Here is a 14494-nt window from a genome sequence, read left to right as displayed (position 1 = left end):
CACCCGCTCGGCCGGATCCGGAGCGCGTCCCGGGGGCCGAGCGGGCGATCGTACGCGGTCAGTGTGCGCCGTCACGCCCGCGCGCCGACGACCCGATCCGGACCCGGGTCGGTTGCGGCGGCTTGTCGTGGAAGACGCAGTCGCCGCACGTACCGCCGCCGGGAATCCGGTAGTACAGGCAGCACGTGGTGCGCCGGAACGCGCCCAGGGCGCCGTGCAGCCCACTCCCTCGCAGCAGGCCCGTGGCCAACAGACCGTCGGCGAACGACCGGGTCGTCGTCACGAGTTCCGGCTCGTCCGGCGCCGGGTGCCGGTGCAGCACCCGGGCCGCACCGACCAGCGCCGACGCGGCGTTGCCGGCCAGCAGGCGCTCCGCGATCGGCACCACCGCCCGAGTGGCCCGGGCCAGCGGCACCAGGTGCGCGGTCATCACCGCGGCGTACACCCGGTCGATCCCGGCCCGGTCCGCGAGCACCGGCGTCGGGATCGGATCCGGCGCCCACAGTTCGATCGCACCGCTCGCCGGGAAGCGCCAGTGCGTCCGGACCGGGTCCAGGTCCGGCACGACCCGACCGAGCACCGCCGCGCCGAGCGCCACCGACCACAACCGCGAGGCCACGCCCAGGTACAGGATCGACGCGGCGACCCGCGGCTCGTCGGTGCGCAACCGGCCCCGCACGTACTCCACCCGGGCCGCCCACGCGTCGGGCGCGGCGCGGTCGTACAACTCGACCAACGGCCGAAAGCCCGCGCCGTCGGCAATCGCTCCGGTCCGCAGCACGAAGTAGGGCCCCACCTCGGCGACTCGGGCCATCGCGTCGCCGACCTCGGGCCGTGCCGCCGAACCGCTCAGCGGTTGTCGCCCGGACGCCACAGCAGATCACCCGCGCCACCCGCGTCGGCCCGTCGGGCGAGCACGAACAGCAGGTCGGACAGCCGGTTGAGGTAGCGCGCGGTGAGCGGGTTCACCGTCGCGGACCCACCCGCCGCCGGTTCGTCCGCCTCGATCAGCGCCCAGGTCGAACGTTCGGCGCGCCGGGCCGCGGTGCGGGCCACGTGCAGCAGGGCCGCGGCGGGGCTGCCGCCGGGCAGGACGAACGAGCGCAGCGTGGGGAGTTCCGCGTTGAACGCGTCGCAGTGCTCCTCCAGCCGGGCCACGTCGGCCTCGGTGATCCGCAGCCGGGTGTCGCCTTCGGCGATCGGCGCGCACAGGTCCGCGCCGACGTCGAACAGGTCGTGTTGCAGTTGGGCCAACACCGCACGGGTCTGCGGCTCCGGGTCGCCGAGCGCGAGCACGACCCCGATCGCCGCGTTGGTCTCGTCCGTGTCGGCGTAGGCCGCCAACCTCGGATCGGTCTTGCGCGTCCGGGAGTTGTCGCCCAGCGCGGTGGTACCGGCATCGCCGGTACGGGTGTAGATCCGGCTCAGTACCAAGGACATGGCGCAGCACCGGCCTCTCTCGGGGAAATCCGCCCCGGTTGGTGAGGTGGCGACGACGTGAGTCTCCTGGCTCTCGGCTCTTCGCTCCTCCCGGCCTTCCCACCCCGTCGCGGGGTCGTGGCCGGTGTGGGAGTCGCTCCCCGATCACAGTGGCGGGACCGCGTCGGATTCACACCGACTTCCTCGTACCGCCGTCGCATAGCGCCTCCCACCATGACACGCGCGCCGGGCCGGGTCCACTGTCGGGCCCGGTCGGTCCACGCTTGTGGGTGAAGCTCGCCGCCGCTCCGCGTGCCGCGTCGCGAACCGGTGGGCACTGCGCACAGGATCGGGGTTCGAGAGCGGCTCCCTCGGCCGGCATCGGATCCGGCGGGCGCCGGCCGACCCATCCCAGATCCGGCCGTGTCCGGACCAGAGTGCCGGAGGATTGTGTGGCCACGGTTTCCGGAACACCCGAACCGGCCGTCCGGATGCGTCGAGTCGGTGTGGTGCTCGTGTGGTGCGCGGTGTTGTTCGGTGTGGGCGCCGGGTGCCCCGCCGTTGCCGTGGTGCCCATCCCGTCGCTGCCGCCCGTGGTCGCCGGCCCGGCCGGCGACTCCGCTCCGGGCTCGCGTGTCGACCGGGTACGGCCGAACGGCGGGTTCGGAGCGCCGATGCCGGCCGCGCCGCGGGCCGTCACGGATCGGGTCGGCACTCGCGCCGGGCAGTCGGTGGACGTCCCGGTGCTGGCCGGCGACACCGGTGAGGGGCTGGCCCTGGTGTCGCACACCAATCCCGAGCACGGTCTGGTCCTCGACGTCGAGGGCGCTCCGGACGAGGGCACGACGGAGGCCGTGTTGCGCTACACGCCGGGGCCGGGCTTCGCCGGGCGCGACGGCTTCCATTACACGATCGTCGACCGGCTCGGCCGCCAGGCCACCGCGACCGTGCGGATCGACGTGGCGGCCGATCCGGGAGCGGCGGAACGGGCGGTCGAGCCGAGGACGGGCCGGCTCGGCGTGCCTCGCGGCGTCGACGAACTGCGGGCGCCGGCGGCCGTGACGCGGCAGGGCGGGCACGATTCGGGCGGCGGGCTGTTGCTGTCGGCCTTCCTGGGCTCGGCGTTGCTCGGCGCGGGCATCCTGGGTTGGGTGGCGCACCGTCGGCCGGGGCGGCGGCAGGTGCGCTGAACGGGGTGATCGGCGGGCCGATCGCCGGGCCGGTCACCGAACCGATCACCGAAGCGATCGGGAAGCGACCGGAAAGCAGTCGGGACGCGATCACCGGGCCGTTCGCCGCGCTCGGCGCACCCGGTCAGGGCTTTCGGGCCTCCCGGGCCTCCCCGGCCTCGCGGGTCAACCGGTAGAGCCCGTACAGCACTTCGGCGATGCCGACGATCAGCAGCACGACGCCGATCTTCCCGAGCGCGATCACGGGTGTGTCGACGTCGTCCGCGAACAGCTTCAGGGCCGCGCCCACCAGCGCGCTCGCCAGGCTGGCCGTCAACGAACCGCGTGCCTTCGTCATGTTCTTCCCTCCTCCACTCGACCTGCGGACATGCCCACGAGGCTAGGTCCGGGGCCGGGGCCGGCACGCCCTCCGCGAGGACGACCCGGCGTACACACTTCGGCCCAGGCGGGGCCCGATTTCCGGCCCGCGAGCGGCTTCGGCGGACCCGGCCCGCCGGGGGCGCAGGTGGGGCCGGCCCCACCCTCGGACGGTGGCCGACCCCATGGGCAGGGGCGATTCGCGCTCCTAGCGTTGGACCCGGTGCCGTACACGGGGTGGCGGCCGGATCGGCGGGAGAATCGACGTGGGCGGGCAACCGACACACGAGTGGTACACGGCGCCGGCCGAGTGGGAGGGCGCCGGCCCGCCGGCCGTCCGGCTCGACGCGGTGCGCAAGGTCCACGGCCGGGGCTCCGCGTCGGTGGCCGCCCTCGACGGGGTCGACATCACGTTCGGGCAGGGCTCGTTCACCGCCGTGATGGGCCCGTCCGGCTCCGGCAAGAGCACCTTCCTGCACTGCGCGGCCGGTCTGGACCGACCCACGTCGGGCACGGTCACGGTGGCCGGCCAGGACCTCGCCGAGTTGAACGAGAACGCGCTGACCAAGCTCCGCCGGGAACGCATCGGCTTCGTCTTCCAGGCGTTCAACCTGCTGCCCACGCTCACTGTGGAACAGAACATCACGCTGCCGATGCGGTTCGCGGGCAAACGCGCCGACCGCCGGCGTGTCGCCGAGGTGATCGCGCACGTGGGCCTTACCGACCGGGCCCGACACCGACCGCACGAGTTGTCCGGCGGCCAGCAGCAGCGGGTCGCGATCGCTCGCGCGCTCGTCGTGAGGCCCGCCGTGCTGTTCGCGGACGAGCCGACCGGTGCGCTGGACACCCGGACCGCGGCCGAGGTGCTCGGCCTGCTCCGGGAATCCGTACGGATCGACGGCCAAACCGTCGTGATGGTCACGCACGACCCGGTCGCCGCCTCCTATGCCGACCACGTGGTCTTCCTGGCCGACGGCCGGATCGCGGACCGGGTGAGCGCGCCGACGGCGGACACCATCGCCGAGCGGATGACCCACCTGGGCGCGTTCGCGGACGCGCCGGGGCCGGGCCGACCCGGGCCGATCGGCAGGGTCCGCTGATGTGGGGGCTCGCCCTGCGCACGCTGCGCTTTCGGGCCGGTGGCTTCGTGGCCACCTTCATCGCGCTGTGCTTCGGCGCGACCGTGGTGATGGCCTGTGGCGGGCTGCTCGAAACCGGGGTCCGCAACAACGCGCCGCCGCAACGCCTGGCGCAGGCTTCGCTGTTGGTGATCGGCGATCCCACCTTCACCGGTCCGCGCGACGGTTCCGGCGACCGCGAGCGGGACTTCGCACTGGCCGAGCGCACCCCGTTGCCCGTGGGGCTCGTGGCTCGGGTGCGGGCGTTGGAGGGGGTGCGGGCGGCGGTCGGCGAACAGACCTTCGAGGCCGCGCTGATCGGCCCCGCCGGCAACCACGGGGCGCAGGGCCACGCGTGGGATTCCGCAGCCCTGACGCCGTACCTGCTCGCGCAGGGCGCCGCGCCGGTCGGGGCCGACGAGGTGGTGCTGGACAGTACGCTCGCGCGCCGCGCCGGGGTGGCCGTGGGCGATCGGGTCGAGATCGCCGCGCACGGCGGCGCGAGCGCGTACCGGGTCAGCGGCATCGCCCGGGCCGCGCGTACCGTCTCGCAGGCCGGCGTGTTCTTCGCGGCGGCGCAGGCGGACCGGCTCGCGACGCCCGCCGGCACCGTCGCCGACATCGCGATCGTGGCCGCCCCGGGTAGCGATCTCGGCGCGCTGCGCAAGCGGGTCGCCGGGGCACTGCACGACCATCACGTCCGGATCCTGGCCGGTGACGATCGCGGCGCGGTCGAGCACCCCGAGATCCTGGCGAACAAGTCGGACCTGATCTCCCTCGCCGGCGTCTTCGGCGGCCTGGCGGTCTCGGTCGCGGTGTTCGTGGTGGCCGGCACCATCGGGCTGTCCGTGCAGCAGCGCCGGCGCGAGTTCGCGCTGATGCGCGCGATCGGCGCCACGCCCCGCCAGTTGCGCCGGATGTTGCTCGGCGAGACGTTCCTGGTGACCGTCCTGGCGGCGGGCGTGGCCTGGTTCACCGGGCCGGCGGCCGGCCGGGTGCTCTTCGACCGGCTGGTCGCCTCGGACATGGTCGCCGAGACCGTGGAGTTCGAGCAGGGCTGGATCCCGGCGGTGGCCGCGGCGGGCGCGGTGCTGCTGACCGCGCTGGTCGGCGGCTTCGTCGGCGCGCGGCGCGCGGTGACCGCCAAGCCGACCGAGGCACTCGCCGAATCCGCCTTCCAGCCGCGCTGGTTCAACTGGTTCCGGCTCGCGTTCGCGCTGCTCGCGCTGGCCGGCGCCACCGCTCTGAGTCTGGTCACGGTGTACGTCCTGGAGGGTCCGGTGGCCGCGAGCACCGCGGGCCCGGCGGTGATCTGCGCCGCGATCGGCCTGGCCCTGCTCGCCCCCGGCCTGACCAAGCTGCTGACCCGGATGTTGTCCGGCCCGCTGGGCGCGCTGACCGGCGAGTCCGGCCGGATCGCGATGCTCGGCTCGCGGGTCACCTCGGTACGGACGGCCGCCGTGGTGACGCCGATCATGCTCGCGGTGGCGATCAGCACCGGCGAGTTGTACCTGCAGACCACCACGACCACGCACGCCGAACGCGTGTACACGGAAACCCTGCGGGCCGACGCGGTGTTGACCGGTGCGGGCGGCGGCCTCGACCCGGCCCTGGTCGACCGGGTGCGCACGATTCCCGGCGTCGCGAGCGCGAGTGCGTACACCGCGAGTGCCGGCTTCATCGAGCAGCCGCGGACCGCGCCGGACGGTCGACACGGCCTGCGACTCCAGGGCATCGACACCGAGTTCGGTCTCGCCACCACCGGGGTGAGCGCCACCTCCGGGTCGCTGACCGAGTTGCGCGGCAATACCGTGGCGCTGCCCGAGAGCCTGGCCCGCTCGATCCACCGCGGGCTCGGCGACACGATCCGGCTGCGGCTGGGCGACGGGAGTTCGGCCGACGTTCGGGTGGTCGCGCTGTTCGGGAGCCGGCCGGGCTACGACTCGTTGCTGCTGCCGGTGTCGCTGCTCGCGCCGCACACCACCGATGGGCTGCCCGCGCAGATCCTGATCCGCGCGGCACCGGGCACCGACGCCGACCGTCTGGTCGCCTCGCTGGGGGCATGGGCCAAGGAACATCCGGGAGTTCGTGCCGCCTCCCGGGACGCGCTGCTGGAGACGCACGCCGAGGAATCCAAGACCCAGGCGTGGGCCAACTACCTGATCATCGGCATGTTGACCCTGTACACCGCGCTGTCCCTGGTCAACTCGCTGATCCTGGCCACGCACAACCGGCGCCGCGAGTTCGCCCTGCAACGCCTCAACGGCGCGACCCGGGCCCAGATCATGCACATGTCCGCGGTCGAGGCGGCGCTCACCACGTTGATCGGCGTGATCCTGGGCACCGTCGCGGCGGCCGCGGCGGTGGTCCCGTTCAGCCTGTCGCTCACCGACTCGTGGTTGCCGACGGGGCCGATCGGCATCTACGCGGCGGTGGTCGGTACGGCGGCGGCGCTCACCTTCGCGGCGACGTTGCTGCCCACGTGGCGGGCGTTGCGGACCGGGCCGGTGGCGATGGCGCAGGGCTGAGGCGTGGCCGGGGCCGCTCGGCGGGCGGGCCGGCTCAGCGGTCGGGGACCGTCGGGCGGTCGGCGGCGGTGATCAGGTCCTCGAAGGACAGCGGGGTGCGGGGCGTCGGGGCGGCGTCCCCGGCCGCGCGCGTGGTCAGGCCGTCCAGGGCCAGATCGAGATGGTGGTGCAGCACCGCGCCGTCCGGGTCGAGCCGGTCCAGGCCGCCGGGGAGCGGGCGGGACAGCCGGATCGAGAGCAGGACCAGGTCGCCCATGCCGACGTCGGGGCGCAGCGTGCCCGCCGCGTGCGCGGCCTCGATCAGCGCCTCGACGGTACTCGCGGTCGCGGTCCGGATCCGAACCAACTCGGCGTCCACGACCAGTCCTTCGAGGAGTACCAGGATGACCGCCCCCATCCGCAGATCGGCCGCGGCATGCACGAAACGCCGAACCGCCGCGAACGCGTCGTCGTCCACCGTCGCCGCCTCCTCGGCGGCCAGCTCCAATCGGCCCAGCAGATCCCCGGTGAGGTCGCGGACCAGCGACTCCCGGTCGGGATAGCGCCGGTACAGCGTGGCGGGCCCGATGCCGGCCCGGCGCACGATCAGGTCCAAAGGCGCCTCCAGACCGCGTTCGAGGAAGACGTCCCGGGCCGCGTCGAGGATCCGCCGTCTGCTGCGTGCCGCGTCCGCGCGCATGGTGCACCGTCCTTCGCTGGTCGGGGTGTACGGGAAGGGTCGACCACACCCGAGAGTTAATCGGAGAGTTTCTCTCCGCCTATGCTACCGTTCTCAAACCGGAGAGAAGTTCTCCGCTTGATTTGGAAGGAGCAGATTATGGGCACCCCCGGCACCCGCACCGAACCCCTCACCATCCGCACCGTGATCGACGGCATCGAGCACCCGGAGCAGGACGTCCTCGACTGGGAACTGAACCGCGCCCGGACCGCGCTCGCCCTGCTCAAGGCGCGAATCGGCGACGAGCGCACGCGCGAACTGCTCGCCCCCGACCTGCTCGCCGCGGACGCGGCAATGGCCCCGTTGCCCGGTACCGCGCACGGCGAGTGGCGGTCCGCGGTCACCGAGATGGAGGTCGAGGGCATCGACGCGCACACCTTCCTGACCTGGTGGCAGGGCCGGCTCGGCAGCGCCGACCGGGTCGCGCTGCTCGCGGCCAACCCCGAGCACTACCTCGCGAACTCCGCCGACGGCCTGGTCGAGATCATCGAGACGATCGGCTCCGGGCCGCTGCGCTTCTTCCTCACCTTCCACGACGGCGTCGCGATCGCCGACCCGGGCCACGAGACCTACCCGGTACGCATCGGCGGCACCGGCCGACTGGCCGACGGCACCGAAATCGCCCGCGTCATGCACGAGTTCGGCGACGGCGCGAACGGCCTGCGGATCCGGCTGACCATCCAGTTCCCGACGAGCGCCCCCGAGCACGTCTTCGTCGGCCACCAGTGGCACTTCGCCTGCGAATTCCGCAACTGGCTGGAAGCCGCCCGCCGGGCGGCCTGACCCACCTCGCCGACTCGGCCCGGCGCTACTCTCCGGCCACACCACCAGCCTGTGGCCCTACCTCCTGGCCCCACCCCTCGGCGCCCTCCCGGTACCGACCTGTACCGCCTGCTCACCACCATCCGCCGACACCACGGGCCCACCCCGCCGGGCAGGTCGGCCGTTCCCGCTTCGCCGCCGACACCACGGTGAGCGCGTCGCCCGGTCGGCCGACGGGCCCGGGCGCCGGTCGACGCCTCGGGCCCGCCGGCTCGCGTCATGCGATCGCGGTGAGGTATCCGTCCGCCTCCTTCAGGCGACCGCGACGGTGCAATTCGTCGATGTCGGAGTCCAGGAAACCGCGGATGTCCCGACCCATCCGTCGCCAGCCGAAGAACTCGCAGGCGTGCCGGACCAGTTCCTCCCGAGACATGCCCGGGCACTCGGCGGCCAGTTCGTACAGCGCCAGTTGCCTTTCCGCCGGCGCGATGTGCGCGGCTTTGCGCGGCGCCTCGCCCTCCGCCGGTACCCGGGCGGCCGGCCGCTCCCGGTCGGTCACATCCAGGAACTCGCCGTCGACCCCGACCCGCCCGGTGCGGACGAGACCACGCACCACTTCCTGCACGTTTTCACGGATCCGGGCGCCCGCCCGGGCCACCCCCCAGGCCTCCCGCGCGCGCTGCACCAACAACTCCTCGTGGATGGGCCCCTCGACCCCGACGACCCGGGTCAGGATGTCGCGCAGCGCGGGGCGGGCCTCCGGGGTGTGCAGTTCGTACGGCGAGCCGGCGATCGACACGCACACCTCGTACCGGGAACTCCACGGCCGGTCGGGCTCGGTGTCGACCGGGACCCGGTCATGCTCCACGGGTGCCGGGACGGTCGGCGACATGCCGTTCCGCGGGCCGGGAACATCGGAGGAGGTCGAGGTGTCGGGGAGCCGGACCGGCGGCCCCACGTCCGGGACACGGTCCGGCTCGTCCCCGGCAGCGGACGTCGCCGGCCTGGCCGCGGTGGTCGTCGACATCGGTCCCCGTTCGATCGCCGCCTCGACCGCGGCGCGCAATCTCGCCTCGGCGGCGGCCCGCCCGCGATACCAGTCGGTGCCCCAGATGCGGTGGAGCCGCCAGCCCAACCCGGCAAGCACCTCCTCCCGCAGCCGATCGCGATCCCGAGCCGTCCTCGACGAGTGGTACATCGCACCGTCGCACTCGATGCCCAGGGCGTAGGAACCGGGGAACTCCGGATGCCGTACCCCCATGTCGATGCGGTATCCGGCGACCCCGACCTGCGGCTGCACGCGATGGCCCCAGTCGCGCAGCACCTGCAGCACCGACTCCTCGAAGGGGCTGTCCGGTTCGGCGTCGGCCTGGACCACATCCTGCGCGAGGACGGCCGGGCCGTTCTCCGCGTAGTCCAGATACCGCTTGAGGTGCTGAACACTCTCGTTCGTGCCATCGGCCAGGCTGCCGGCGCGGAAGGAGGCGACGACCTCCATGCGCAAGCGCGCCCGGGTGACGGCGACGTTGAGGCGGCGCCAACCACCACCCTTGTTGATCGGCCCGAAGTTCGTGCCGAACTTGGCGTTCTCGTCGGGGCCGTACCCGATCGACATGATCATCACGTCCCGCTCGTCGCCTTGGACCGATTCGAGGTTCTTGACGAAGAACCCGTCGAGCCGATCCTCGGTGAAGCAGTGGTCCAGGTCGGGACGCAGCAACCGGGCCTGCTGAACGGACTGATCGATGGCCGCGGCCTGAGCCTGGGACAGGGCGACGACGCCCAGCGTGCGGCCGGGTCGGGTGTCGAAGTGGTGGATGACCCGCCGGGCGACCATCTCCGCTTCCAGGCGGTTGTCCCGCCGTCCGCCGCGGTCGTAGACACCGTGCGCGTGGAAGTACTCGACACCGATGTCGTTGCCGTGGTCCAGCGCCCCGGGAAACGTCACCATGGAGTTGCCGTAGAACGACCTGTTGCTGAACGTGATCAGGTCCTCGTGCCGGCTTCGGTAGTGCCAGCGCAGCGACAACTCGCGCAGTGCACCCGCCTTGCAGGCGTGCAGCAGGGACTCGAAGCTGTGCGGAGCCTCCTCGTCGTATTGGTCGGAATCGTCCTCCACCGACGAGTCGAAGAAGGATGTCGGCGGCAACTGCTTCTCGTCGCCCGCCACGATCAGCGAGCCCGCCCGGTACACGCAATTGATCGCGTCGGCCGGGCGCACCTGTGACGCCTCGTCGAAGATCACCACGTCGAAGTGATAGTCCGGGGGCAGGAATTGGCTCACCGTCAACGGACTCATCATGAAGCACGGCTTGATCAGCCGAACGACTTCGCGGGTGCGACCGAGCAGTTCCCGCACCGGCATGTGACGACGCTTCAGCTCCGCCTGTTGCTTGATCACCAGGGCCGGCCCGCCACTGAAACGGCGTGGGCGGCGCGCGTTGCATGCCTCGATCACGGCTCCGCTCGCGGCGGCGACGAGCCGACGATCCGCCTCCCGGAAGTCGGCCACCCGGGCGTCCAGGTCCGCCGAACGAGTGGTGGTGAGGCGGGGATCCGTACCGAGCAGATCGTCCGCCCAGCACTTCAGCACCGCCTGTTCGACGACGTCGGGCAACTGCTCGGGAAGAACGCCTCGTTCGACGGCACGAGGAACGAGTTCCTCGACACCGTGCCGGGCCAGCACGTCCAGTCCGGCGCGGTGGGCCTGCCATTCCTCCGGGCCGCGCGGGTCGTCCCGGAGCTCGTCGACGGCCTGCCGGGCCTGATCGAAGGTGCCCAGCAGGGCGGCGGACAACCCGACCCGACGAGGTTCCTCGAAGAGGTCGAGCAGCGCTGTCGAGGACTGCGCCCAGCGCGCGATACGCAGCGTCGCGACGTCGCACCAGTGTCCCAACGCGCCACGGACGTCCCGAGCCACCAGTCCCGGCACCGGGTCGAACTCGACGCCGTCGGCCAGACGGGACACCAGAATGTCCCGCCGACCGATGCCTCGGGTGAGTTCGGCGATTCGGTCCGCGATGTCCAGCACCGCCCGCAGGGACGGCAGGTCGTCCGCGCCGCGCGGAAGGCAGGGGCCCAGCGCCTCCTGATGCAGAGTCATCAGCCGAGTGACCTCGGCCGCGGCGTCGTGCCAGGCCAGGGCGTCGGTCAGGCGTTGGGGCACGGTCTTGTGCCAACCGGCGCGGGTGAGCGCGACCGCCGCCGCGCGATCCTCGCGATACCGGGAGGACAGCCGCCCGAACACACCCCGGTGCTGCTCGGCGAACCTCCCGATCAGGGCAGGCAACTCCTCTGCTTGCAGGACCTGTTCACCGAAGACGTCCTCCGCTGCCGCACGCGCGACCGCGCAGGCGGCAAACGCGACCTGCAACTCCCCGGCCGCTCGATGTGCCGCGCGCAGCCCGTCCTCGTCGAACCATCGTGCGGGCGGCCGTCGGGCCGCGGAGGTCAGATCGACGAGTTGCAGCAGGCCGAAGGCGGCCTGCATGCTCTGCGGCTCGGGCAGTGCGAACAGCTCGGCCAACCGCGCAAACCCGGCGGAGGGATCGTCCGAGAGCCCGGCACCGGCGGTGCCGACCGCGGCCGGGTCTCGTCCGGGCAGGCCCGCCTCCAACGTGGTCACGACCCTGCGTAGGTCGGGCACGGCGCGCGGTTGGGGAATGGTGGCCCCGAACGGACGACGCTCGGCAGCCGTACCCAGGTCGGCGAGTGCCTCGGCGGCCTCGGCGAGCACAGCGGTGGGAGCGGAGTCCCTCTTCAACCCGCGCCAGACGAACGCCTCACGTTCCGCCGCCGGCCGCCAGGCCCGTCCGACGGCGCCCGCCGCCGCCACGATCGACCCCAGGTGTCCGGCTTCGAGTCGGCGGATCGTGTCGGTGCTCCGCGCGCCGAGGGTGAGTTGCGGCGTGTCCGCCTGCTCCAGCAGCACCAGGCGGCCCAGGACGTCGTGCAGGGAACGGCCGAGCGGTTCACGGGTGTGGTTCATCGCCGCCGCATAGGCGGACAGCTCCTCGCGCAGGCGACGGGCCCGATCGAGTTCGTGCTCGGCCGCCCCGGTGATCCGTACCTCGGTGGTCAGCACCCGCTCCAGCTCGGTCGCCACCGCCTTCTTGCCGGTGTCACCGCTGTGCAGGGCCATTACGAAGTCCCCGAGGCCGACACCTCGGAGCCGATTACGGACGACGTCGAGCGCCGCGGCCTTCTCGCTGACGAACAGAACGGACCGGCCGGCATGCATGAGTGCGGCGATCATGTTGGTGATCGTCTGGCTCTTGCCGGTACCGGGCGGACCGCTCATCACGAAGGAACGCCCGTCCAGCGCGGCCGCGATGCACTGCCGCTGCGAGGAGTCCGCGTTCAGCACGAGCGGGGTCCGCTCGGGCAGTTGGATCTCGTCGATGCGGTCGATCTCGGGCGGCTCGAAGTCGATCAGGTCGTCGGGCAGTCCCGCGTCGGGGCCGAGGCCGACGGCTCGCACCAGCGGATGGGCCAGGATGCGCTCCTCGTTCTGCTGGAGGTCCTGGTACATGGCCTCCTTGTGCGACGAGAAGAGGCCGAGCACCACGCGGTCCTCGACCGACCAACCCTGCTGCGTGCCCGCGACCTCCCGGGCTGCCGACAGGACCGCGTCGGAATCGAGCACGTCGCAGTCGGCCACCGTGCTCCAGTCGACACCCAACTGCTCCAACTTGACCGCGAGCGCGGGATTGTGGATCCGGTCCTGGTCCTCCGCCAGGTGCAGTCGCGTCTGCCTCCGCGCGTCCCGACGAAGCTCCACAGGTACGAGCAGCAGCGGAGCAAAGCACGTCTCCGCGGCGCCCGCCTCCCGCCACTCCAACATGCCGACGCCCAGCCAGAGCACCCACAAGCCGTAGTCGATGTACATCTGACCCGACTTCTGCCGCAGTTGGTAGAGCGACGCGTCCAGCCCTGCCTGCGTGTTCTTCCGGGTCACCAGGCCGTCGGCACGACCGGTGCGGCCCGCCTCCGAACCCAGGTCGTACGCGAGGAAGGTCTCGGTGCCCGGTTCGGCCTCCTCCGCCTCCGTGCCTGCCTCGACCCGTCCGTCGGACTCGACGGGAGCGAACGGCCAGCCGCGAGCGAATCCGGCCAACACGGCGGCGGCGTCCGGCGCGACGACCTCCAGAGTGGCGACGCGGGTGTGCCGGAAGTTCAACAGCCGGTTCCGCCCGCCCAGGTCGAGCAGCGAGTCCCGCCAACCGCCCAGGACGCCCCTCAATCGCGCGAGCGCCGCGTCGTCCCCACTGCCAGGCTGCGCAACTCCGGCCGTTCGCGAACTCTGCATGCAGACGTACCTCCGAAGCGGATACGCACAGGAGGCACCCCACCTCGGCCCCCCGGCCGCAGTAAGTATTCAGTGCCGGCAGTCCGACGCACCAGTCACCCGAACAGCCGTCCCCATAAGGCCCATCGGACGATCGACGACTCCGAAACAACCACACCGTGAACCGCGTTCGCGGCGCGTGGCTTCGGCTTTATCGCGCACCGCCGCGGCCCCGAAGCCGACGCGACAACCCCTGCGGCCCACAGCTCTGCGGACGACCAATTTCTCACGTTCGGTGACATCGATGGAGTTGGGCCGGCGGCTGATCCACGCCGCCAATCATTGGCAAATCGGTCCAAGATCGATTTTCGGGCATCCACGCGCTTTTCCCGTAATAAGCGGAGAATGAAACGGAAGTCTTGGTAAAGTTTTGGCAATGCAGAGGCTCCCGGTGCCGACCGTGACACCCCTGTGACTATCGTTCTGCGATAAGGCGATCGGTTCGACGTCGGCCATCCCGGTCGACACGATCGCCTCCGCCGAATTCGGGGACGAGTTTTGGTGACGGTGAGTGATCGCCGTCGTTGCGACGCGAAGCCGGAACCGGGGACCCTCGCAGTCCCTGGGGTGAATCGGTGCCTCGGCACCGTAGGGCGTCTTCTTCCGCCCGAACCCGTCAGCTAACCCGGTAGGCGGCCGAGGAAGGAGACCCGCCACCAGTGGCGACCCAACGTCGATCCGGGCAGCACCGCAAGCCCAAGCCGCGCACCGCCGTGCGTACCGCAGCGACCGTCGTCACGGCCGCGGCGACGATGACCGGCGTGATGACCTTCGCCGGCACCGCGAGCGCCGACCCCGCGCAGTCGTTCCAGCAGACCAAGGATCGCGTCAACCAACTGCACAGCGAAGTGATCAAGGCCACCGAAGCCGCCAACGGCGTCGACGAGCAGATCACCAAGCAGCAGGGCACGGCGAGCCGGACCCAGGCCCGGATCACCGAGGAACAGGCCGCGCTCAACACCCTGCGCGACCAGATCGGTGTCCTGGCGGCCAACCAGTACCGCACCGGCGGCCTGCCCCCGTCGCTCTCGCTCGCGCTCAGCGGCGACCCCGAG

General features: G+C 72.0%; 9 protein-coding genes, 1 pseudogene and 2 riboswitches. Of the genes and pseudogenes, 5 read left to right on the top strand and 5 right to left on the bottom strand.

Annotated features, from left to right (window positions below; genetic code table 11):
• Positions 1–58: 58 nt before the first annotated feature.
• Positions 59–874, bottom strand: coding sequence for a (2Fe-2S)-binding protein (locus ABZ374_RS20525; protein ID WP_360312981.1), 816 nt, complete (start codon positions 872–874; stop codon positions 59–61).
• Positions 850–1440, bottom strand: coding sequence for a cob(I)yrinic acid a,c-diamide adenosyltransferase (locus ABZ374_RS20520; protein WP_360312979.1), 591 nt, complete (start codon positions 1438–1440; stop codon positions 850–852). The genes ABZ374_RS20525 and ABZ374_RS20520 overlap by 25 nt, the downstream gene beginning before the upstream one ends.
• 59 nt (positions 1441–1499) lie before the next feature.
• Positions 1500–1627, bottom strand: a riboswitch (cobalamin riboswitch).
• Between the two features lie 244 nt (positions 1628–1871).
• Between ABZ374_RS20520 and ABZ374_RS20515 the strand changes: the two genes are divergently transcribed.
• Positions 1872–2609: an Ig-like domain-containing protein gene (locus tag ABZ374_RS20515; protein WP_360312977.1), complete on the top strand. Its 738-nt coding sequence runs from the start codon at positions 1872–1874 to the stop codon at positions 2607–2609.
• Positions 2610–2733: 124 nt separating this feature from the next.
• On the opposite strand, the gene ABZ374_RS20510 is transcribed toward ABZ374_RS20515, so the two are convergent.
• The gene (locus ABZ374_RS20510) at positions 2734–2946 is read right to left on the bottom strand and encodes a DUF5708 family protein (RefSeq protein ID WP_360312975.1); all 213 of its coding nucleotides are present in this window, start codon (positions 2944–2946) and stop codon (positions 2734–2736) included.
• Positions 2947–3316: 370 nt separating this feature from the next.
• On the opposite strand from ABZ374_RS20510, the gene ABZ374_RS20505 reads away from it, so the two are divergent.
• On the top strand, positions 3317–4066 hold the full coding sequence (locus ABZ374_RS20505) for an ABC transporter ATP-binding protein (protein ID WP_360313208.1): 750 nt from the start codon (positions 3317–3319) through the stop codon (positions 4064–4066).
• Entirely contained in the window at positions 4066–6612 is a 2547-nt protein-coding gene (locus ABZ374_RS20500; RefSeq protein WP_360312973.1) for an ABC transporter permease, read from the top strand. The genes ABZ374_RS20505 and ABZ374_RS20500 overlap by 1 nt, the downstream gene beginning before the upstream one ends.
• Positions 6613–6646: 34 nt before the next feature.
• On the opposite strand, the gene ABZ374_RS20495 is transcribed toward ABZ374_RS20500, so the two are convergent.
• A complete protein-coding gene (locus tag ABZ374_RS20495) occupies positions 6647–7291 on the bottom strand; it encodes a helix-turn-helix domain-containing protein (RefSeq protein WP_360312971.1) in 645 nt (214 codons plus the stop codon).
• A gap of 138 nt (positions 7292–7429) precedes the next feature.
• On the opposite strand from ABZ374_RS20495, the gene ABZ374_RS20490 reads away from it, so the two are divergent.
• Positions 7430–8113, top strand: coding sequence for a hypothetical protein (locus ABZ374_RS20490; protein ID WP_360312969.1), 684 nt, complete (start codon positions 7430–7432; stop codon positions 8111–8113).
• Positions 8114–8369: 256 nt separating this feature from the next.
• On the opposite strand, the gene ABZ374_RS20485 is transcribed toward ABZ374_RS20490, so the two are convergent.
• The gene (locus ABZ374_RS20485; protein WP_360312967.1) at positions 8370–13400 is read right to left on the bottom strand and encodes a DUF3320 domain-containing protein; all 5031 of its coding nucleotides are present in this window, start codon (positions 13398–13400) and stop codon (positions 8370–8372) included.
• A gap of 545 nt (positions 13401–13945) precedes the next feature.
• Positions 13946–14089: riboswitch (cyclic di-AMP (ydaO/yuaA leader) on the top strand.
• Between the two features lie 9 nt (positions 14090–14098).
• Between ABZ374_RS20485 and ABZ374_RS20480 the strand changes: the two are divergent.
• Positions 14099–14494: pseudogene (locus ABZ374_RS20480) on the top strand (hypothetical protein); the annotation flags it as partial.

Origin of the sequence: Embleya sp. NPDC005971, assembly GCF_040629175.1 — a bacterium.
Lineage (GTDB): Bacteria > Actinomycetota > Actinomycetes > Streptomycetales > Streptomycetaceae > Embleya.
This window is presented reverse-complemented; position numbering and strand designations above follow the sequence as displayed.

What these genes read in the sequence shown, in the direction of transcription:
- ABZ374_RS20520 (WP_360312979.1), bottom strand. Translation starts at nt 1,440, where the DNA reads ATGTCCTTGGTACTGAGCCGGATCTACACCCGTACCGGCGATGCCGGT.
- ABZ374_RS20510 (WP_360312975.1), bottom strand. Translation starts at nt 2,946, where the DNA reads ATGACGAAGGCACGCGGTTCGTTGACGGCCAGCCTGGCGAGCGCGCTG.
- ABZ374_RS20500 (WP_360312973.1), top strand. Translation starts at nt 4,066, where the DNA reads ATGTGGGGGCTCGCCCTGCGCACGCTGCGCTTTCGGGCCGGTGGCTTC.
- ABZ374_RS20495 (WP_360312971.1), bottom strand. Translation starts at nt 7,291, where the DNA reads ATGCGCGCGGACGCGGCACGCAGCAGACGGCGGATCCTCGACGCGGCC.
- ABZ374_RS20490 (WP_360312969.1), top strand. Translation starts at nt 7,430, where the DNA reads ATGGGCACCCCCGGCACCCGCACCGAACCCCTCACCATCCGCACCGTG.
- ABZ374_RS20485 (WP_360312967.1), bottom strand. Translation starts at nt 13,400, where the DNA reads ATGCAGAGTTCGCGAACGGCCGGAGTTGCGCAGCCTGGCAGTGGGGAC.